The organism is Thainema salinarum CENA647 (assembly GCF_057732415.1).
The window spans coordinates 35,819-57,992 of record NZ_JBYJZJ010000002.1 but is presented as its reverse complement, the minus strand read 5'-3'; the positions used below and the strand labels follow the sequence as shown (position 1 = coordinate 57,992).

The window sequence follows — 22,174 nt, the reverse complement described above, 5'->3', positions numbered from 1 at the left end:
CATTGCTAGCAACTAATTGAGTTTCAACGTGCGATTTCAAAAAATTTGGGCGATTTTTCGCTTGTACATCGATCGCTTTAGGGCGCGTAGAGTTCGTCGGGTTTTGCGTGCACCCTTGATCGGATTGAGTGCAGTTTTTGCCTTGCTTTTCCAAGTGGATGCTGAAGCACAGCAACAATATTGGTATTGGTCGCCTGGGACTACCAACTGTGCAAACGGGATCTACAACTCCACCAGTCAGGATGTCAACAACTGGAATTGGGAAACCGCTTATTGGTGTGCACCAGGAAGCAATTCAAGGCAGCCTTGGAGCAAACTTGCGTCCGCGGGAAATAGAACGGCGGTTTTCACCAAAAATGCGCGAGTTGAACTGGAAATTGTTGGCGCTGACAACATTCGACGTTATGTAAACAATATTGAAGTAGATGCCAACATCAATGTGGAGTTCATTGATCTCACAAACACCGGCGAAGAACTTTATTTCACCAATGAAGTTGATTTGCATGTGGGTTCTAATTCGAATTTTACCATCAAAGGCAGGTTGCGTGGTCCTTCGGGACTGCTCAAACGAGGCCTGGGTACCTTGGTGTTGGCGCCGCTCGCCAACTACGTTAACTCATACCCAGGCACGACGGTCGTACAGCATGGTACGCTGGCATTGGATAACGCGTATGCCATGAGCGGCAGCGGCGCAGACGTGGCGGAAGGAGCAACGCTGGACCTTAGGTCTATAACCATTTCAAAGCCTGTTGTGTTGGCGGGGACGCTCTCAGGAAGCAACGCGAGTACCAGTGGGACTGTTAATCTATCCGGCTCGGCCAGTGAGCTTCGTTCAAATGGGTCTTTGACGCTCTCTGGAACAGTTACAGGCAGTGGGCCACTACATAAGGTGGGTTCAGGCACTGTTGTACTTTCGGGAAGTGCGAACAATTACTCAGGTCTTACCACTGTCACAGAGGGCGCACTTCGTGTGACCAGTTCCGCAGGTCTAGGGGCAACAAGTATGGGGACGGTGATTGCCTCTGGTGCCACGCTCGAACTGCCAAGTGTTTCACTCGCAGCGGAGCCGATTAGGCTCGATGGGGGCACGCTCTTGGCGAGTGGAACCTCATCAGCGCTTGGCCCCATCTCCCTTGGCGCAGACAGCGTCGTGCAGTCAACGGGAGCGTTGTACCTCGACGATATAGTGTCTGGAGACTTCACTCTTACAAAGACAGGCACCGGGATTCTCTACAAATCAGTAGGTGCGACCAATGCACCTGGTCCAAAAAAAATTGTGATATCGGGTGGTGAATTAATCGGTGCTAGCAGTCCTGAAGGATGGCCAATCAGCACAGCACTGTCTGTCGCGGCTGCGAGAACATATAACATGGGTTCCGGGATGACGGCTTGCCGATTCGCCTCAATCGAGGGGGCGGGTGCAGTTAACTGTGGTACTGCCACATTGACGCTTGGAGCGGTTCAAAGTGCCGCTTTGACTCCTGGTGTGGTTCCCCTTGCAGATTATCAAGGCACGCTGACTGCGGGGTCCATTCGCAAGACGGATAGCGGCATTCAATTGATCAGACTGGCTAGCACTTATAACAGTGCCACGGTTTCTGGCGGGACGCTGCGCCTTATGGGCACGGTGACCGCGCTTGGCAGTAATTCGGCACAGTTCACCGTTGAAGGCGGTGCAGCGCTCGACCTTTCTGCACTCGACGCAGGCACAGCCGCACGCCCGCTCGCGCTGAAAGGCGCGGGCGCTACATTCAGCGCGAGCAGCGGCACCAATTTTTGGTCCGGACCCGTTTCTATAGACCCAACGGCAACAAATGCGAAATTTGACGTGCCAGCGAGCGGAGTCAGCTTGACCATCTCGGGAGCTCTTTCCGGTTCGGTAAGTACTAGCAAAACCGGCGCTGGATCGCTTTGGCTGAATCATGCGTCCAGCAATTACAGCGGGACGCTGACTGTCGATGCGGGAACGGTGGGTGGTCTAGGCTTGCCCGATGGCAGCGCTGTTCTGAAAACCGGCACAACGCTGCAGCCCGGCGGACTTAGCACGGCAGGTACTTTCCGAGCTCACAATCTGACCCTCGAATCGGGAAGCACCGTTGCATTCCAGATGAGTGGGCCCGGCGAGGGTGGCACCAATGATCTTGTGACGGTCAATGGGAATCTGCAGCTGGCTACGGACACCAAGATTGTGGTGGCACCTGTTTCCGGAAGCCTGAGTACTGGCACATACACCTTGTTTACATTTTCCGGTGCGGCTCCAAGCGTACCGTCCAGTGAGGCGCCGAATCTGACATTACCTGCCGGGCTCAAGGGCACCATTGCAGTGGTGGGTAACAAGGTCACACTGGTTGTGGAGCAAGGTCCGCTGTACTGGACTAACAGCGCTTCCGTTTGCACCAGCTTGGGTGGAGCGGGTACGTGGAATACCACGTCTTCCAACTGGTGCAACAAAAGCTCGGGTGGCACTAACGTTCTGTGGGACGCCGGCAGGGATGTGAGTTTTCGCGGGGTAGGTGGATCGGTGAGCCTTTCACAAGTACATACCGTTGGCAACATGGAGTTTGCGCCTACAACCGCGCTGACCCTTGCCGGGGGCGGACTGAGTTTTTCCGCTCCTCGCACTTTGACGTCGTCTGGGTCAACTGTCGTAACGATCGTCTCGCCCATTAGTGGGGCCGGCAGTCTGACGAAGGCCGGGGGGGGCACGTTGCTGCTAAGCGGAAACAGTAGTACCTATGCGGGGTCGATCACCGTCAGCGAAGGGACGCTGGCAGTCGAGACGAGCTCGACCGCGCTGGGTACCTCTGCTGGTAGCACGACAATTATGGGAACGGGCACCCTTGATATACGAAGTCTTAGCATTGCTGAGCCCGTCACCCTGAGTGGTGATGGTACTTTGGTTGCGAGCACTGGCAGCAGTACTTTGACTAACGCATTGGCGATCACTGGGACAGAAAGCAAGATTTCTGTGCCCGGCACCCAGCTCACCATTTCAGGAGCGCTTTCGGGAAGCGGCGAGGTAACCAAGACGGGCACAGGCATCCTGTTGCTGAGCCCTTCTAGTACCACCTACGCAGGTACGCTAAATCTGAAAGAAGGCGAGCTGATAGGTGGCTCTCAGAGCAGCACGGCCGCTCCAAATGTCTCCCTGATTATCAACTCCGGCGCGAAGCTCTCCCCCGGGACCACTGCAGCAAACACCAATGCGACTTTTTACACCAAGAACCTCGCCGTTGAGAGCGGGGGCACGATTTCGCTCCAAGTTCCCGAGACCACGGAAGGCAGCGCCGCTAACGACTACGTGGTCGTGGACGGAAATCTTACCCTTAAGGCGGGTGCAAAACTCGCGCTGGATATTACGAAGGAAGGCACATTTCCCCTTTTCAAGTACACGGGCGACTACGTTGGGGGCATCCTAGATTCGGACATTACTTTGCCAACTGCGATCACGAACGCTGGCGTGGTGGCAACGTTGGTTCACGACGTTACTACCAAGAAGTTGAGCGTTTCTGTCCAATCAATCTTCTACTGGGCTCCTGGCGGCGGCAACCCTTGCAGTGCCACGGGCGGTACGGGCGCATGGGCGAACACATCATGGTGCACGAAGGCGTCAGGTGGAACCGCTAGAGTCTGGAAAGATGGTGCCTCCGCCGTCTTTGAAGGTCCAGGTGGCACTGTAATGATGCCCATGGCCACGCAGCAATTCCGCGAATTCAGGTTTGCGAATACGTCGCCCTTGACCTTTACGGGAGATGGGTTTTCAGTATCATCGCAGAGCACACTGACTTCGTCGTCGAGTCATGAGGTCCAATTTAATTCACAGATTGAAGGCTCCGGCACGTTAACAAAAGCGGGGCCGGGCACCGTTGTGCTGAACGCATCGGGCGGCTCGTTCAGCGGATCGATGGTCGTGAGTGGAGGCACTCTGGCAGTTTCAACTTCGACGTCCCTCGGTACCACGTTAAGCACCACCACCGTCCAGCTGGGCGGTACGCTGGAACTTCGAACTGCGCTGACCCAGAACAACCCCGGTACTATCGTTCTCGATGGCGGTACTGTACTTTCGAGTGTTAACGCGCAAGGGACGAACGTTATTGCTTCCCTCGTGAGAGTGGACCGAGACGCCACTCTGCGTGTAAATCATCCGACTTCATTGCGTGCCTTGTCTGGAGCGAACTCAATTCGGAAGTTGGGAACGGGTGCGCTTCAACTGATGCCGGTCGATAGATCGAACTACTCAGGCACATTGACTGTGGAGGAGGGTACATTGGCCGCAGTGGGAGCGGGGGCAATTAACGTCACGGTCGCTTCAGGTGCAAAGCTGGCACCAGGCCAAACCGAAGCGGCCACCCACGTTGGCACGCTACAGGCTAAGAAGCTCACTGTGAACGCCGGTGGGGTAGTTGAGTTTCACATTTTTAGCAACGCCGACGGACAATACGATCAGATTTCTGCCACGGATCTCGAGCTCGCGGCAGGCACCAAGATCAACATCAGCGCTGCAACGGGCGGGTCCTTGGCGCAAGGCACATATCACCTCTTCCAATATACGGGGTCGTTTAGTGGTGCGTTTCCTACTGCTGCAAACATTACCGTTCCGTCGGGATGGGAAGCCACGCTTCAACACGACCAGACAAACAAGCAAATTACGCTGACGTTGGCATCCAGACCACTTGTGTGGAGTGGGTCCGCAAACTGCAACGCGTTGGGTGGGTCTGGCAGCTGGACCGGAGGCGCTACATGGTGTACTTTGCCATCCGGCGGAGCTTTGACACCTTGGGTCCCAAACGCGGGCGCGAGTTTTACGGGTGCGGGCGGAATCGTAGATGTCAGCCAGAATGTGGCAGTCGGCAACATGACATTTGCGGCGACCGGTGCGTTGGCAATCACCGGTAGCGGAGGATTGAACCTGACCGCAGGGCGGACATGGACTTCGACAGGAAGCGATGAGGTGACGATCGGCACTACGCTGACAGGCAGCGGCGCGCTTACAAAGCGAGGCGGGGGCACCGGGGCGGTTGTACTGGCAAGTGACAACTCTTCGTACATGGGCGTGGTCACTCTTGACGAAGGGACGCTTGCCGTTAGCCACCTCGGTGGCCTGGGCGACTCCTCCCATGACACCGTGGTGAATCCAGGTGGCACGCTGGAATTGCGTGCTATCGCGGGACTAAGTGAGCCTGTCAATCTGGCAGGCGGGACATTGAGGGGCACCGGTGTCAGCAGCCTTGCTGTTGCGCTCACGATTTCCCAATCTAGCACCATTGAGGTGCCGTTGAATGGGCAGTTGACCTCGGCTATGCAGGGCTTAGGAACCGTTACAAAGACCGGCCCCGGCGGGTTGTGGCTTAACCCCGGTGTAGGCTTCACCGGGGCGCTGAACGTGGGGGCTGGTGCTGGCGTTCTCGGAGGGAGCGGGACCGCGGGCGCTGTGACCATCGGTGCATCCAGCAAGCTTGAGGTCGGTCTTGTTGATGCGGTGGGCGTTTTCGACACTGCCGAGTTGACGCTGGCGTCCAACAGCCTCGTAACATTCCATTTGGGTGAGCCCGGTATCGAAGGTGGGAGCAAGAACGACCTCGTACGCGTGGTCGGCGCACTCACTCTTGCCGCGGACACACAGATCAGCATCAACGCCTCTGCAGGAAACACGCTGAGCGTTGGGACTTACACGCTCTTCACTTACGGGAGTTTCTCAGGCGTCCTGCCAAGTGGCACCATTTCCGGACTTCCTCCTGGATACAAGGGAACGTTGCAGCACGCAGGGGGGAACAAAGTTCAGTTGGTTCTGAGCTTAGATCCAATTGTCAAAGTCGTTCGCAAGACGCTAACAGGCAGTGGAGCGGGCAATTTTGTGTTTGACTTGACTGGCCTGTCTGCAAGTCAGGTGACGGTGAATGTGCTGACCGCGGGCACTTCTGCCGAAAGCGCATCGCTGACAGGGACCGCTGGCGTACAAGTGTCGATCAATGAGACGCAGCGACCAGCCAATTGGCCTGTGGACAAGCCGCTTGTGGCGAGCTGTGAGGATACAAACGGATCGGTCAGTGGCAACGGGTCCACGGCTTTCGGTGTGTTGAGCGGGACGACACTGACGGTGCCGGCGGCCAACTTGCGCGCTCATTCGACGATCGTGTGTACGTTCGAAGAGCAAAGCGGAGCGACGATCACCGGCGTGCTTTTCAATGATGGCGGGGCACCCTCGGCAGGCGTTAACTCAGTTACGCCTAACGACGGACTGCGAGGCGCCGGGGAGGTCGGCCTGGGTAGCGCGACTGTTCGGCTGACCGACTGCGGCAGTAACGATCTGGTGGCGACCACGACTGCCTCAGATGGCGGCTGGCAACTGACAGTTCCTGCTGATCGAAGTGGCATGCCGGTGTGTGTGGTCGCAACGCCACCTACGGGCCATCTGGCAACCGGCGCGAGCGCAGGGGCGGCAATGGAAGGCATATCTCTGCCCGATGAAACGCCGACCACTGTGAACGCTTTAAGTTTGACATTCAGTCGCAACCAGAACCGGATCAGTTTTCTCGCCCCCGCCAGCGGCGGTGCGCTAATATTCAACTTTGGTGCTGTCCCTCACAGCAAACTGGAGCCCTTGGGTGCCTTGAACCAGTCGGGCGCGCCCGCCGGGTCCGTCTTTTACGCACAGAAGTTCATAGCTGGTACTGGCGGTACCGTGACCTTCGTGACAGGGGCAGGGGTGAACTCTGCACCTATGACAGGATGGAACGAAGTTCTTTTCCTTGACCAAGGATGCACCGGCACGCCGGCCGGTCAGCAGCCGCTTCCGAGCTCGAAAGCCATGGTTCAGGGCGAGGTGATATGTGTGCTGATGCGTCAGGACATTGCACCCGCCGCTCCAGATGCAACAACGCGTTCCGTGCCTGTGGAGGCGACCTTCACGTTCGTCACAACTCAAGTGGCTGAGACGTATGTTCTTACCCACACGACCACAGCCATGTCCTCGTTGGTGAGCGTCGAGAAGGAAGTTCGTATGGCCAACTCCAGCGGTGTGGGGAGCGGGGTATGGGAGAAGAACAATCAAGCAAAGCCTGGGTCTACTCTCGAGTATCGGATTAGGGTCACCAACAACGGCAATTCACCTGTGGGCAATCTGAAGTTGAGTGACCACACCCCGGCTTACACCACCTTCCGCAGCGCCAGCCTTGAGGGCGAGCTGCCGGCGGGATTGACCAGTTGTGTCAAGAACACCCCGTTGGCTGATAGCAGCGTGGATTGCACCTTGGCCCAAAATGCGGGAAGCACGCCAAAAACCGGCAATATCACATGGACCTTTAACGGGAAGCCTTTTTCCTGCCAAGACCGTAGAGCTTCGGTTTGTCGTGGATGTCGCGCCATGACAAATGCTCCGGAGAGCTTCAGCACCACGTCATTCGTTGGCATCGAGGGCGCCGAATTTTTCGACAAACACTTAAAGGAAGGTCCGGTGATCAACGTTGAACAGGAGACGCGCCGGAATGGGTCTGGACCACGCAAGGCACGCGGCGCACGCCGTGGATCGTCTGTTCCTGGAGTCGTGGAAGCGCTGCCATTCAATGTACCTGCGCAGGTCTTGGAACTGGCCATGTACGCATTTGGGGATTTGCCCTCCGCGCAGGCATGGCTCGACGAGCACCATCCTCGATTGCGTTCAAGCCCGACCAAGGCCTTAATGCGTACTGACGGCCTAGTCGTAGTTATGCAGATGTTGCAGGCGATCGCAGAAGGTTCCGAGCTGTGATGAGACGAGATGCATGGTGCTGGGCAGACTCATCTCCTGGGGGCCGTGACTTAACCGTTCGGCGGGCCCCGCAGAAAGCGAGCGCGCATGCGGTTCAAGCCTCTCGGCGGGAAGTGCGGCCCTCCCATGGGAACGAGGAGGGATTCTGTGATTAACGGTTATGCATGGCGCCTGGTGCGCCCTTTGCAAGGATTCAGCTACAAGCGATTGGTGCCTTCCTCGGTCGCAGGTCGTTTTCATGAAGTTGGCGACAAGGTGGCCTACGCTTGGTCTTCAAGTGAGATCGCGTTCCTGAACATGCTCGAGCTAACGGGCTCACATCCTCCTGCCCAACTCATACGGGAGAAGCTGCAGCTGCCATGTGGGAGCCGGATACCCACCTTGGACGCCTGTCTCGCAGATGGCACTCTGCGTCGTGCGGATGTATTTCCAACTTCGCAGCTCGTGGGGCGGCTCAGAAGAGCAAATCTTCCTGGTGTCTGGATCGAAAGTAACCTCGTTTCCGCTCAGCACATGCTGGTGCTCAACCTGGACCATTCTGAGGTTTCCCAGATCAGCCTCCTTAGCTCGCGAACGATGGACAGAAGAGAATTGTTCTAGTTCAGAGCAGTGCTCACAAGACTGGACTGCCCCTAGTCCGGTAGACAAACCCCGCCTATCCTTTGAGCATAGGAGGGAGTGCGATGAGCACCCAGAGGTTTACACCGGAATTCAAGGAAGAAGCAGTCAAGCAGGTTGTCGAGCGCGGATATACCGTGCCCGATGTTGCAGGCCGTTTGGGCGTCTCGGCGCACAGCTTGTACAAGTGGGTCAAGGCGGTGTCGCCGGACAAGTCTGAGCAGCAGTCCAAGGAGCTGCTCGAAGCCAAGAGCGAGATTCTTCGGCTGCGGGCCCAGATGCGCCGAGTTGAAGAGGAGCGCGACCTGCTAAAAAAAGCCGCGCGGTACTTTGCCAGGGAGCCCGAGTGAAGTACCGCTTCATGAACGAGCATCGCCATGAATATCCGCTGGCCCTGATGTGCAGGGTGCTACAGGTGGCACGCGCGGGCTTCTATGCCTGGCTGCAGTGCCCACTGTCCGAGCGGGCCAAGGACGATGCCAGGCTGCTGGAGCTCATTCGGCATTCCTACGCTGCCAGTCACGGCGTTTATGGCGCTCGGCGTGTCTTTGGCGACCTGCGTGAAGCGGGAGAGAGTTGCGGCCTGCATCGTGTGGAGCGGCTCATGCAGCGCCACAAAATCAAGGCCGTGCGTGGATACAAGAAGCCACGCGCGATTGCGGGAAGGCCGTCCATCATTGCGCCCAACCATCTACAGCGCGAGTTCACCGTGGACGCACCCAACAAGGTCTGGGTCACCGACATCACCTACATACGGACGTGGCAGGGCTGGCTGTATCTGGCGGTGGTGTTGGACCTCTACGCTCGTAAAGGTAGTGGGCTGGTCCATGAAGGCCTCGCTGAGCAGGGAGCTGGCGCTCGATGCCCTGTTGATGGCGGTGTGGCGCCGCAAGCCTGCAGGGCGCGTCCTGGTTCACAGCGACCAGGGCAGTCAATATGGGAATGATGACTTCAAGCGCTTCTGTGCAGCCCACAACCTCGAACCCAGCATGAGCCGGCGCGGCAACTGCTGGGACAATGCTGTTGCCGAGTCCTTCTTCAGCAGTCTGAAAAAGGAGCGCGTCCAGAAGCGCATCTACAAGACCCGGGACCTGGCGCGCGCCGATGTCTTCGACTACATCGAAGCGTTCTACAACCGTACCCGTCGCCACAGTCATCTGGGCGGCATCAGCCCCGAGGCGTTTGAACGCGCCTCGGCTTGAGGCGTGGGGGTGTCTACTAGACCGGGAGCAGTCCATCCACCTTAACAAGGTGTCGATGAAACCGGCAGCAGCCCACGAGTACCAATCACATGCATACTTAAATCGACGCCAGACATGCTGAACCACAGTTGCCGATGCTTTAGTTCGCGACGATGCCCGTGTGCCTCAATTCGCCGTCACGCGATGCCTAGTAATCAGTGTGGCTGTAGTCCAGCGTGTCAGTCCCCGCACCACCGGAAACGGTGTGGCTAACCATTTCGATGTCCTGCAGGATGTAATCGTCGCGCGCCCCACCGTCAAGTCGGTCAGCGCCCATGCCTGCGGCGAGGAGGTCGTTTCTATTCCCACCATACCAGGTGTCATTCCCATTGCCTCCGCCAAGGTACCAGTGCACTGGTGTGTCCATTGGGAAACATCTGCGTCGCTTTTTTTGGTTGGAACAGGGGTTGTTAATGATCGGAGGAGTGCAGATCGTAGAGCTGTTGCTGCAACTGGTGTCTTCGCGCCCCGGCTGCTGCGGACCTGACGCAGACTCGCATCACTCAAAAGTGGCTTCCACTTTTTTCTGCGAAGCCAACTGACCACTGTATGAGGGTGTTCCCGCCCTGGGAAAATTGCGAAGGATTAACTATGTCGTTGTTCTCAAGTATTGCCAAGGCGGTAAAGGCGGTCAAACAGACCGTGGTGAAGGCAGCGGTTGCGGTGACAACGTTCATGTCGCCCGTGACCAACGTGATCTCGAACGTGCTGAGCGAAATTCCTGTGGTGAGCACGGTAATGGATTGGTTTTCCAACGTGATGTCGGGGCTGACGCCGCTGTCGTCGCTCTCGCAAGCAAATTTCAACGAACTCAGCGCCTCCAAGCTCAACACCCTAGCGAGCAACATGGTTCTCAGCGTGAGACTATCGACGGCCACAGACATCCAATTGAGCGAATGGCTGCGAGCGAATGCAACGCAGGCCAGCTCCCTTGATGCGGCCTTGGGCTACATTTCGTCCAAAGCGATGAGTAACGCCAGCGATGCGCATGCAAAGATGGGCGAGAAGGCGCTTCTGTCATGGCTGAACGCCGAGCCAAACAAATACTCTGACTCTGCAGAAGAGACGCGGACCTTGAGCGCGATCAGTGAGGCGGGTGTGGCAACCTTCTCTCGGTCAACGATGCAGACGCTTTATAGCGAGGGCCGACTCGGGGAGCTCAGTGGTGAGCAGCTCCAAGCCTGGCTGATTGCGAGTGATACCAGAATTTCCGAGTTGCCCGATGAGTGGTTCTCCACGTGGTCTGTTTCTGTCATCAATGGACTGAGCCTAGAGAAGTTCCAGACACTTTCCGTCAGCCAGTTCAGGAACTTGAGCACGGAGACGTTTGGCGGCTTGCGGGCCGCGCTAGTGGAGTCGGTGGCGACAGATCCGGCAAAGATGGCGGTACTCAGTCAAGCAAAATTGCTTGCGATTTCGCCATCGACATTTGCAGGGCTTTCCGCCAAGTTCATGAGCGCTCTTCCCGAGAAGCTGCTGGCACAAGTGCAAGGTGCGCAGATCGAGCGCCTGAGCACGGGGGAGTTCGCCCAGCTTGGAGCTGCCTTCATCAATGGAATGCGCGCAGCCTGGGGTGGGATCACGGCAGAGCAGGTTGCGGCACTTGGCGATGCGCAGTTTGCCGGATTGAGCAGCCAGGTTCTTCAGGGTCTGGGCAAGCATGCAGGGGCCGGAATGAGTGTGGCTCGACTCCAGTCCATGCAACCAGAGCGGGTGGGTCAGCTGACCCAGGCGTTCAGCGGACTGACGGATTCGGTGGCTGCGAGCCTCAATCTGGCGCAATGGGGCGGGGCCACCAGGGAGCAGATCCGGCTGCTCAATGCACACCAGATCCAGACGTGGCTGACCGATGCGGTGATCATCAACCTGAGCGATGCGGTGGTGGGCGGCTTTACGGCGGCTCAGGCGCCGTCCTTCAGTGTGGAGCAGGTGTACAGCCTTGGCGCACGTATTGCGCTGCTCAGCAGCGAAGCGTTTGGACAGCTTAGTGGGACTGTGCTGAAAAGTCTGACCTTTGCTCAAGGCATGCTTTTGTCCAAAGATCAGATCCTTGCGCTTCCACAGGAAGGCATCAAGTACCTGTCTCTTGCAGTGTTCCTGACACTGAATGACGAAATCATTGGATCTTTGACGTCGGAGCAAGTCAAAAGCCTGACGGCGCCTCAATTGAAGGGGCTTTCTGACCGTTTCGCACTGCTGAGCCAGCAGGCCATTCAGGCACTTACCGCTGAGCAGAAATCATTGCTGACACAGGAGAATCTCGGCGCGTTGGCCGCCGAGCGGAAGGAGCTCCTGTTTGCTAGGCGAGGCGCGGCCGATGCGCTTGTATCAATTGACAAAGCGCTGTCAAAACAGTTGGTGGCCGGTTCGCTAATCTCGCAGTCGATCTCGGCATCCGTGAGTAGCCTTCCTACATTAATTGCGCAGCCTTTGCCGCCCGGCCGATGCGCAACAGTTGGTCCACAAAGCAGACATCTCTGCTGTGCAAAGTATTAAGGACGTCGAAATTCCAGGGAACAGCAAGCTGGTTGTTGCACATCTGTTGGCGCAGGAGAGGGCTATCAATATCGATGGCACGGGAGGAGCTGTGAGTATTTCGTCGGCATCCACACTTCAATTGAGCAGCTGGCGCGACGAGCGTCTCTTTGCAAATATTTCCCGGGATCTGTTGATCGAGGACGGAGGCACCGCGTCATCAATTGATCTGACGAAGTTGGTTACCGACGTTTGGCTTTACTCAAAGGAGCGAATTCAGAGCAAAGTTCTGCTATCTGCCGGCGGTGGAGACGATTCGGTGCTTATGGGCAATAGTACTGCGACGGTAAAAGGAGGAGCAGGGACTGATACGGTCAGCTATGCGGCACTTGGTGGCTCATTAGAGCTGTCCATAGACGATAATGGGACCGCAGAGGTAAGAAAGATCATTCTTTCTGGAACAGAATATGTCGGAAAGACGAAGACAGAGAGTGAGACGAGCAGCTATCTGTCTGTTAGTGCTGAACGCTGGAGTCAGTCGGGACTAGTGCGCGTCGATCAGCTGCAGGACGTGGAGAGGTTTATTGGAAGTTCAGGAGCCGACGTTCTTCAGGGTAACAAGGAAGGAAACGCACTTGCAGGGGGCGGCGGAAACGACAGGCTGATTGGAAATGCTGGTGATGACACTTTGATGGGAGGGGCTGGTAGTGATGATGTCAGGGGTGGCGACGGGGACGACTATGTTTTCCAAGACATCGAACTCATGGTCACCGACACGTTGTATGGTGGAAACGGAAACGATACGATCAACTACTCACTAACTGATCTGACGAAAGTTAGAAACAGTGGACTAGGGGTGCGTATCAGTCTAGCCCAAGGGCTGGCTTGGAAGCACTATGTAGAAACCAGTTCATCTGACCACGTTCTAGGTTTCGAAAACGCCGTTGGCACCAATGCTGCAGACTGGCTCGTCGGCGATGGACAATCCAATATCTTGATGGGTCTGGCGGGCTCCGATCTCCTTGATGGAGGTGAGGGAAATGACGCGCTCTTCGGCGGCGACGGCGATGACACACTAAATGGAGGTATGGGTAGCGACACCCTGTATGGCGGCAAAGGCGCGGATTGGGTGCTCGGGGGCAATGGCGATGACCACGTCATTCAAGAAATCGATGCTCACGACAGCACTTTGGTTGGAGGTCAGGGCAGGGACTTGCTTGACTACAGTTTGACAAACATCTTAGGAAGCGAGCGGTCCAACACCGGTGTTATGGTGGACCTTGAGAGCGGCAAGGTGAAGAAGTTCACTGATGGCAATGAATCCAAGGGAATCAAAGGCGGCGACACAGTCAGTGAGTTCGAGGATGTTGTCGGCACCCGTCTCAATGACGAGCTGCGAGGAGGGTTGGGCGCCAACTTGTTGTATGGGTTGGAGGGTGACGACATCCTCTTTGGTGGTGGTGGAAGCGATACGCTTGCCGGTGGGCAGGGTGCTGACAGGCTCAGCGGGGGTACGGGCAACGACATCATCTTGCAGGATTTTGATGTTGGCAATGACACACTGGTGGGTGGAGAAGGAAGCGATACGGTTGACTATCGAACAAGCGATGCCCTTGCAAAGGGCATCGTCGCAAACCTCTCTACTGGCACCGTGGACAAAGGGAATGGATGTCGCGACACGATCAATGAGATTGAGAACGTGATCGGGACTGCTCAGGCGGATGTGCTTATCGGTGACTCGGCTCACAACGCCTTGTACGGTCAAGGTGGCAGCGATGTATTGAGGGGCGGCGGCGGTAGCGATACGCTACATGGTGGACGAGGCGCTGACGAGGTGCGTGGCGAAGACGGCGACGACTGGATCGTGCAGGATGGAGATGCGGCGCGCGATACGTTGTATGGCGGCGAGGGCATGGATACCGTTGACTACAGCGCGCTGGTCTCGAAAGGTATCACCGTCGAGGTTGGGCAAGACTTTCGATGTAGACAAGGGCAACGGTTTCAAGGACAGGCTGGAAGAAATCGAGGGCATTGTGGGCACCACCGGCGGTGATTCACTCATGGGTGATGCGGTCGGCAACCTGCTCGATGGTTACGACGGAGATGACGTGCTTCGCGGTGGTGCTGGGAATGACACCCTCAAAGGCGGCAAGGGAGCGGATCGCCTGTGGGGTGATGAAGGCGATGACTGGATCGTGCAGGACGCCGATGCGAGCGGCGACACGATGTACGGTGGCGCAGGCGTGGACACCGTCGATTACAGACAGCGCTTTGGCGGTTCAGGTTCTGGTGCCAGGGGGATCAATGCGAATCTCCAGACTGGACGGGCATTGCAGGAGAGCGGCGCAGCAGATGAGTTGATCGAGATCGAGAACCTGTGGGGCTCGACGAAAGCGGACACACTCACCGGTGACGGTGCCGACAACATGCTCGTCGGGGCCGAAGGTGACGATGGACTGTTCGGCGGCGCCGGCAATGACACCCTGGCCGGGGGACATGGTGTGGATCGGGTCGATGGAGGAGACGGCGATGACTGGATCCTGCAGGACTTTGATGTTCATGAAGACACGCTGTTTGGCGGTGCAGGGATCGACACGGCGGACTACCAGCTGAGTTCTGACGCATTCGAGCGCAGCCTCTCAGTAGTTGAGCGCGAGACGATCGAGCAGATGGGTCGTGAGTCTATCCAACGCCAGGAAACTTATATCAAGAAGTTGCTTGAGCGCAAGGAAGGCGTCTACGTGGATCTCGCGCGGGGGATGGCCACGAAGTTTCTGGGCAACTCTGAGTATCGCGACAAGCTCTCCGGAATCGAGAACGTGGTGGGCACCGTGCTGCGTGACACGATCAAGGGCGATGCGCAGGACAACCTGCTGTTGGGCATGGCGGGCAACGATAGGCTCTACGGCGGCGCAGGGGCGGATACGCTTGATGGCGGAGCAAATCACGATGAGCTCATGGGTGGTGAAGGCGATGATGTGCTGGTGTTTGGCGCTGGCGGCGACGAGGTGAATGGCGAGGCGGGCGACGATTTGATCGTCCGCCAGCAAGACGGGCTGGATACGACGAGCAGTACGCTGCGGGGCGGTGAAGGGACGGACACGCTGGACTACAGTGCCCGCGGCCTGGGTGTTGCCATTGTGCTGGACCTGGCACAGGGCATGGTGGTGGAGCGGCTGTCCACACTTGGCGTGCCGTCCTACGGTGTCAATCATCAGCTCCAGGAGATCGAGAATGCGATTGGCACGGTGGTCAATGACATCCTCAAAGGAGATGGCCGCAGCAACCTGCTCAAAGGACATGCCGGGAACGACACGGTGCTGGGCATGGGGGGTGATGACGAGCTCTTCGGTGGCGATGGCGCTGACATGGTCGACGGTGGCGATGGCAATGACCGGATCCTGCAGGAGCTCGAGCGCGTGAGCGACACCCTGGAGGGTGGAGAGGGCGTGGACACGGTGGACTACAACGTCACGGCGTTTGCCAAGGCGCGCGACGGTGGGCTGGGCTACCGCGGCATTGTGGCCGATCTGGGTCAGGGCAAGGTGTACAAGTTTGGTGAAACGGATAGCAGAGGTGTTGACCGCCTCAGCGGGATCGAGAACCTGATCGGCAGCATGTTGAATGACACGATGACCGGTGATGCGCGCGGCAACCTGCTCTCGGGTGGCATGGGCGACGACCGGTTGTACGGAGCTGGCGGGGACGACGTTCTTGAAGGGGGTCTGGGAGCCGATCTGTTGGATGGCGGTGACGGGGACGACCGCTTTGTGCAGACTATCGATATTGCGAACGACACGCTGGCAGGCGGCGCCGGATCGGACACGGTTGACTACACCCGTCCGGACCTGAGCGGAATGAGTGAGGAGCGCAGGGCCTCGGGCATCGCTGCGGATCTTGCTGCGGGGACTGTGTACAAATACCGGGGCCTGAACAACAACATCTTCGACACGGTCTCGGACATCGAGAACGTGGTGGGCACGGCGCTGGATGACGAGCTCAGAGGCAACGCGCAGAGCAACCACTTGATCGGGGGCAATGGCAATGACTGGCTCGAAGGCCGGGATGGCGATGACGTGCTGGTTGGTGGCCTGGGCAATGACAGTCTGAGCGGTGGCCAAGGCAACGACACGCTGGAGGGCGGAGAGGGCGATGATCGATACATGTTCGACCGCCTTGATGGCGTTGACCAGATCGCTGACACAGGTGGATGGGACACGCTGTCGTTTGGAGATGTCTCCAAGAATGAGCTGTGGTTCAGTCGTGCGGGAGAGGATCTGAGTGTGCAGGTGATCGGTACGGACAACGGGGTGATGATAAAGGGCTGGTACAGGGCGGATGCAAGCGCAAAGATCGAAATGATGACGTTGAGCAATGGCGAGAGGCTGTCGGGTAACGCTGTGGAGAGCCTGGTGCAGGCCATGAGCCAGTTCTCTCCTGCACCCATGGGCAGTGTCAGCGGTGCACTCCTGTGCAGGAGCAGCAGATCGCCTCAGCAATCGCTGCCAACTGGCAGTGATCCATTCATACGCATCGTTGAATGAATGTAGACATGAAATGTCGACCACGCTGAGCTGACCTATGGAGTTGTGTTTATCAGGTCGAGCAAGAAGACGTCGATCCGATGCATGTTATGCAGAGGGATCAGTTGAAGGAACCAAAGCGACAAGCGCACGAGATCTGGTACAAACGTGTGAGGATGGTCGACGGTACTGCTGCGGTGCGCAGAGCAGCCACATACGACCGCTGACGCCTGCGGGCGCACTACTTTGTGATGTCGACAAAGGCATTGCCCGCTAGTAGAGACGAAAACTCAATGCGCTGCTGTGTGCGGTGACTCCGCTATCCGGTGGAAGTCGTGAAGGGTCAGCATGTCCGGCTCTAGGAAGGCACATAAGTCAGCACAGGTAGGTCTAGTGCTCCAACGGGCTTTTATTCTGCACACCTTGCTTCAGCTTCGCTTTCATGAGCGACGCTGCTCGCCACCCTAAGGTGCCAACCAAGGAAATATATGATCCGTAGCCGAGTGATGTGCGGAGTGGAACGGCTTCCCTTTGACAGAGAGATCCAACGTTTCCTGGAAAAGCATGCTCACCACCCATTTCCCGTCCGCGCTGAGAAGATCGCCTTGCTAAACCTCAAAGGGCAGCTATACCGGGTTGTGAACTTTGATGGCCCTAGCGCAGTTGTGTCGTTCATCCATGCATTCGCACCGTTCGGCCTTCACGACCGAACTACGTTGTCTGAAGATGGCTATGAAGTGATCGATTCGATCACCGGTGAACCATACTTTGGGAAGTTTGATGCCGTTATGCAAGTGGGATACAGCGCATACCCACTGCCAGAGCTTCCGCTGGAGCTTAGCCACGAAGTATGAGTCCAGCTGATGCGCCGTAGATATCTGTGGCGCAGATGTCAGCTGAAAACCTGGCAAGTATCGGATTCCGCCAAGCAGGCCAGAACGCCACGGACATTGCTGAATCTGGATTTCTTCATGTAGAGACGTCCTTTGGTGACGTTCTCCCGGAAAACCGCGACAGGTCAAAACTAGAGGTACGTGGGCTGCTGCCGGTCTCGTTGACACCGGCCTAAGCTTCTTGAGCTTGCTCGAACTGTACGGGACTGAGATAGCCGAGCGTCGAATGACGGCGCGTTGGGTTGTAGAAACATTCGATGTAATCGAACACGTCTGAGCGGGCCTGCCCTCGTGTGCGGTACACCTTCCTGGCCGTGCGCTCGGTCTTGAGCGAGCTGAAGAAGCTCTCCATGGCCGAGTTGTCCCAGACCTCGCCGGCCCGGCTCATGCTGCAAGTGATGCCCTGTTCATCCAGCAACTTCTGGAAGTGCTCGCTGGTGTACTGGGTGAGTTCAACCCATCGTTGCAACACGTCCTATTTGGAGGTGTTGATGAATGTGAAGACGAGGAAGAAGAGCGCGTCGTTGCGCGCAAAGTTGCGCTCGCCCGGACGACCTCCGGTCCCGCACCGTGCAGCGCGATGGCCGTTCTGGCAAGCAATCGCCCGTGGGCTCAGCAGCGAGGACGCGGCCGCCTTTGCCGGGGTGTCCATGGCCGTTGGTGCCCGGTGGTTCCGACAATGCGGCGGTATGCCACCTTCGCATCTAGCACCATCCGCGCCGCAGCCCACCGGCCGTGACCCTGTTCGTTCGCCGAGCGTGAGGAGATCGCGCTGGCGCGTGCCTGCGGCGAGGGCGTCCGGGAGATCGCCCGTCAACTTGGGCGTGCCCCCTCAACGATCTCGCGCGAGCTGCGGCGCAACGCGGCGACGCGGGGCGGCAAGCTGGAGTACCGTTCTCATACAGCGCAATGGCATGCTGATCGTGCAGCCAGAAGGCCCGAGGCAGGTCAAGCCGGCGGGCAACCAGGCGCTTCGCAAGTACGTGCAAGATCGTCTTGCGGGAAACATCGCTGACGCCGGGCGGGCGAGCGATGGCCGGCCCGCAAGTGCCACGGAGCGGTCGACGGCAGGGGCGTCGGCAGGCGCGCCGATGGTCGCGCGCTTGGAGCCCTCAACAGATCTCCAATAGGCTACCAATCGACTTCCCCGAGGACACTGCGATGCGCATCAGCCACGAGGCGATCTACCAAGCGTTGTACGTGCAGGGCCGCGGAGCGCTGCAGCGTGAGTTGACGGCGTGCCTGCGTACGGGCCGTGCTCTGCGCGTGCCCAGAGAGCGCGTAAGGGGTCGTGCGCTGCCCCCAAAATTTAGCCACACGACGGTTTGGAGTCCAATTCACCCTGAGAGGAAATTGGACGATGAAGAAGCGATTCACCGAGGAGCAGATCATTGGCTTCCTGCGCGAGGCCGATGCGGGCATGAAGGTCAAGGACCTGTGTCGCAAACACGGATTCAGTGAGCCGAGCTACTACGCCTGGAAGGCGAAGTTCGGCGGGATGAACGTATCGGACGCGCAGCGCCTGAAGGGCTTGGAGGCGGAGAACACGAAGCTCAAGAAGCTGCTGGCGAACTCGATGCTGGAGATCGATGCGATGCGGGAGGTGCTCAAGGGAAAGTAATGGCCGTGGCGGCGAAGCGCGATTGCGTGCGGCAGCTGCAGGCCAAGGGCCTGAGCGAGCGGCAGGCATGCCGGTTGGTAGGCATCAGCACGAGCGTGCTGCGTTACCAGCCGCGCGAGGACGGCAATGAGCCCTTGCGCGAGCGCCTGAAGGAGTTGGCCGGCCAGCACCGCCGCCACGGCTACCGAATGCTGCACAGCCGCCTTCGCAACGATGGCTGGTCGATCAACGTCAAGCGCACCTACCGGATCTACCGAGAGGAAGGCCTGATGGTGCGCAAGCGCCGCCGCAAGAAGCTGCCGGTGCCGCACAGGCAGCCGCTGCTGCGACCCCTGCAACCCAACGAGGTATGGAGCATGGACTTCGTGTTCGACGAGCTGGCCAATGGTCGCAAGGTCAAGACGTTGACGGTGGTGGACGACTGCACGAAGGAAGCCGTGCAGATCGCGGCCGACACGTCGATCCCGGCGCTGTACGTCACGCGCGTGCTCGATGCCGTGAAGGCCGAGCGGGGCCTGCCCAAGGTGCTGCGCACCGACAACGGCCCGGAGTTCGCTGGCCGCACGATGCAGGACTGGGCGGCGAGAAACCAGGTGGAGCTGCGATTCATCCAGCCGGGCAAGCCGGTGCAAAACGCCTACATCGAGAGCTTCAACAGCAGGTTCCGCGACGAGTGCCTGTCGCAGCACTGGTTTGCCAGCCTGGGGCACATGCGCAGCGTCATCGACAACTGGCGCGACGACTACAACCACCACCTGGCCGCACAGCACGCTTGGCTACGTGCCCCCGGCTGTGTTCGCCGCTCGATGCCGGCAGCATGCTGCCGGCATCGAGCAACACGATCCATCGACTACGATGACAACCCCGGACTCTGGATCAGCGTGTTGCTAAAGCTGGGGGCAGCGCAGTCGCGGGAAGTCGTTTGTCACCCCGGAGATCATGATCAGCGAGCGACCGGCCAGCGTTGAAGATCGAGCGGTACCTGGCCACTGGGAAGGTGATCTCATCCTTGGACTGGATAGCTCGGCAATTGGAACGCTGGTTGAGAGGACGACGCGCTTCACGATGTTGCTGCACCTGCCGCCTCTGCCTGGCCATCGTCAGCAGCCACGAGACAAGCACGGCCCCGCATTGGCTGGTCACGGCGCTGAGGCGGTCAGAGAGGCGATCACCAAAGCCATGAGTTCGCTGCCGAAGCAGCTGAAGAAGTCCCTTACATGGGACCAGGGCACCGAGATGGCCCAACACGCGCAACTCTCAATGCACACTGGCCTGCAGATCTACTTCTGCGATCCACAGAGTCCTTGGCAGAGAGGCACCAACGAGAACACCAACGGGCTGTTGCGCCAATACTTTCCAAAGGGCACGGACCTCAGCGCGCATCGAGCAAGCGATCTACATGCAGTGGCGCTGGCCTTGAACACGAGACCACGCAAGACGCTCGACTGGCACACGCCCGCAGAGGCCTTCAATGAGCTGATACGCTCGACCAGCAGACGCAGTGTTGCGACGACTCGTTGAATGCGGGCTGACTGCCCTGGTCCGAGTGGTGCAGCAGGGCCACTGGTTTGCCCCGGCGCCACACGGCCATCATGAGCGCGTCCACCACGAGCTGCGAGGTCATGCTCTCCTGCATCGACCAGCCCACGATGCGCCGCGAGTACAGGTCCAGCACCGCCGCCACGTATAGCCAGCCTTCGGCCGTCCAGATATAGGTGAAGTCGGCCACCCACTTCTGGTTCGGGCCATCAGCCTGGAACTGGCGGTCCAGCACGTTGTCGGCCACCGCACTTCGCGCACCTCGGTCCTTGGGCAGTCCACGCCGTCGGGGTCTGGCTCGCAGCGCCTGCTCACGCATGAGCCGCTCGATGCGGTGCAGCCCACAGGTCTGACCTTGCTCCAGCATGTCGTGCCACACGCGGCGGGCGCCGTATGTACGGTCACTGCGCACAAAGCTCTGACGCACCTGCGCGCCCAGGACCTCATCGCTGAGGCTGCGCCAGCTCCTGGGTCGCGTGAGCCAGGCGTAGAAGCCGCCCCGCGAGACACCGAGCGCCTCGCACATCAGATTGACCGGCCAGGCCCCTCGGTGTTTCGCCACGAAGCCGAACTTCATATCGACTCCTTCGCGAAGTAGGCCGCGGCTTTTTTCAGGATGTCACGCTCCATCTTGAGCTTGGCCACTTCCTTGCGCAGCCGCGCTATCTCCGCATCCTGGGCCTTTTGCTTGCCATTGCCGGGGAACGCCTCCTGGGGCTCATCCCGAAGCTCACGCACCCACTTGCGCAGCACGTTCTCGTGAACGTCCAGGTCCTTGGCCGCCTGGGCCACAGACACACCACGCTCGCTGACCAGCTTGACCGCCTCGAGCTTGAACTCTCGGCTGAATGTCCTTCTTCTCTCCATGAACCACCTCCGGTTTCATCTTCCACCTTAACAAGGTGTCGATGAAACCGGCAGCAGCCCAAAACTCGCACGCTTGGCGTAAAGGGGCTCTTCATCGCCCGCCCGCAGGTACTTCTTAATGGTGTTGCGAGCCAGGCCTGTACGCCTGGAGGGAAACCTTGCACATAGGCCTTGTATATAGGTTCGAGGCGGGCCTTGGCATCGCCGGCGCCCTCAGCCTTTTAGCCGAAGATAGCGCTCGGCCACATGCCCCAATTTCGAGGTGGACATGAGCCAATTCGTTCTTGTTTTTCGTCACTTAGTGAAAAAGTGACCGTGTTCTACGAGAGGCTCCTACTGTGTGCATCGTAGCGTAAGGAGAAAAAGTGACACTCCAAGTAGAAGTCATTTCTCATATTTACTTCGGTAAACATGCCGTTGTAGCATTGAAATTTCACGCCTTATTAACGGGATCATCACGCCGTGTGAAAAGCACATTGGTCTCGCTTCTAGAAGACGACGTATCTGGCTTGGGCAGTGCTATGCCACTAGTGCCATGCCACTTTTGGTCGCCAAGCGCAGTGCCTTAGCGCCCCAGCGTTGCACATAACGCATTTCGTTACCCCGCCATTCGGTTAATCAAAGCTGGAGCCATGGGCTTACTGGCTTGG

At 58.2% G+C, this 22,174-nt stretch carries 7 protein-coding genes and 6 pseudogenes; 10 read left to right on the top strand and 3 right to left on the bottom strand.

Annotated elements, in window-relative coordinates:
- Positions 1–103 precede the first annotated feature (103 nt).
- The 3 genes and pseudogenes from AC286M_RS00345 (at position 104) to AC286M_RS00335 (ending at position 9,567) form a co-directional block, all read left to right on the top strand.
- Positions 104–7,747: an autotransporter-associated beta strand repeat-containing protein gene (locus AC286M_RS00345; protein WP_488202481.1), complete on the top strand. Its 7,644-nt coding sequence runs from the start codon at positions 104–106 to the stop codon at positions 7,745–7,747.
- Positions 7,748–7,894: 147 nt separating this feature from the next.
- Complete coding sequence (locus AC286M_RS00340) at positions 7,895–8,347, top strand: hypothetical protein (RefSeq protein WP_488202480.1); 453 nt, start codon at positions 7,895–7,897, stop codon at positions 8,345–8,347.
- Positions 8,348–8,430: 83 nt separating this feature from the next.
- Positions 8,431–9,567, top strand: a pseudogene (locus AC286M_RS00335) (IS3 family transposase).
- A gap of 187 nt (positions 9,568–9,754) precedes the next feature.
- Here the strand turns inward: AC286M_RS00335 and AC286M_RS00330 are convergent.
- The gene (locus tag AC286M_RS00330) at positions 9,755–9,973 is read right to left on the bottom strand and encodes a hypothetical protein (protein WP_488202479.1); all 219 of its coding nucleotides are present in this window, start codon (positions 9,971–9,973) and stop codon (positions 9,755–9,757) included.
- A 224-nt stretch (positions 9,974–10,197) separates the two neighbouring features.
- Between AC286M_RS00330 and AC286M_RS00325 the strand changes: the two genes are divergently transcribed.
- The 4 genes from AC286M_RS00325 (at position 10,198) to AC286M_RS00310 (ending at position 17,458) form a co-directional block, all read left to right on the top strand.
- Positions 10,198–12,102, top strand: a complete 1,905-nt coding sequence (locus AC286M_RS00325; protein ID WP_488202478.1) for a hypothetical protein — start codon at positions 10,198–10,200, stop codon at positions 12,100–12,102.
- Positions 12,089–14,134, top strand: a complete 2,046-nt coding sequence (locus AC286M_RS00320) for a calcium-binding protein (protein ID WP_488202477.1) — start codon at positions 12,089–12,091, stop codon at positions 14,132–14,134. The genes AC286M_RS00325 and AC286M_RS00320 overlap by 14 nt, the downstream gene beginning before the upstream one ends.
- Complete coding sequence (locus AC286M_RS00315; RefSeq protein WP_488202476.1) at positions 14,046–16,625, top strand: calcium-binding protein; 2,580 nt, start codon at positions 14,046–14,048, stop codon at positions 16,623–16,625. Before AC286M_RS00320 ends, AC286M_RS00315 begins: the two co-directional genes overlap by 89 nt.
- A gap of 494 nt (positions 16,626–17,119) precedes the next feature.
- Positions 17,120–17,458, top strand: coding sequence for a hypothetical protein (locus tag AC286M_RS00310; protein ID WP_488202475.1), 339 nt, complete (start codon positions 17,120–17,122; stop codon positions 17,456–17,458).
- Between the two features lie 211 nt (positions 17,459–17,669).
- On the opposite strand, the pseudogene AC286M_RS00305 reads toward AC286M_RS00310, so the two are convergent.
- Positions 17,670–17,945: pseudogene (locus tag AC286M_RS00305) on the bottom strand (IS3 family transposase); the annotation flags it as partial.
- Between the two features lie 43 nt (positions 17,946–17,988).
- On the opposite strand from AC286M_RS00305, the pseudogene AC286M_RS00300 reads away from it, so the two are divergent.
- The 3 pseudogenes from AC286M_RS00300 to AC286M_RS00290 form a co-directional block, all read left to right on the top strand.
- Positions 17,989–18,790: pseudogene (locus AC286M_RS00300) on the top strand (transposase); the annotation flags it as partial.
- 67 nt (positions 18,791–18,857) lie between these two features.
- Positions 18,858–20,009: pseudogene (locus tag AC286M_RS00295) on the top strand (IS3 family transposase).
- 18 nt (positions 20,010–20,027) lie between these two features.
- Positions 20,028–20,639 (top strand): annotated as a pseudogene (locus AC286M_RS00290) (IS30 family transposase); the annotation flags it as partial.
- Positions 20,640–20,646: 7 nt separating this feature from the next.
- On the opposite strand, the pseudogene AC286M_RS00285 reads toward AC286M_RS00290, so the two are convergent.
- Positions 20,647–21,524, bottom strand: a pseudogene (locus AC286M_RS00285) (IS3 family transposase); the annotation flags it as partial.
- Positions 21,525–22,174 lie beyond the last annotated feature (650 nt).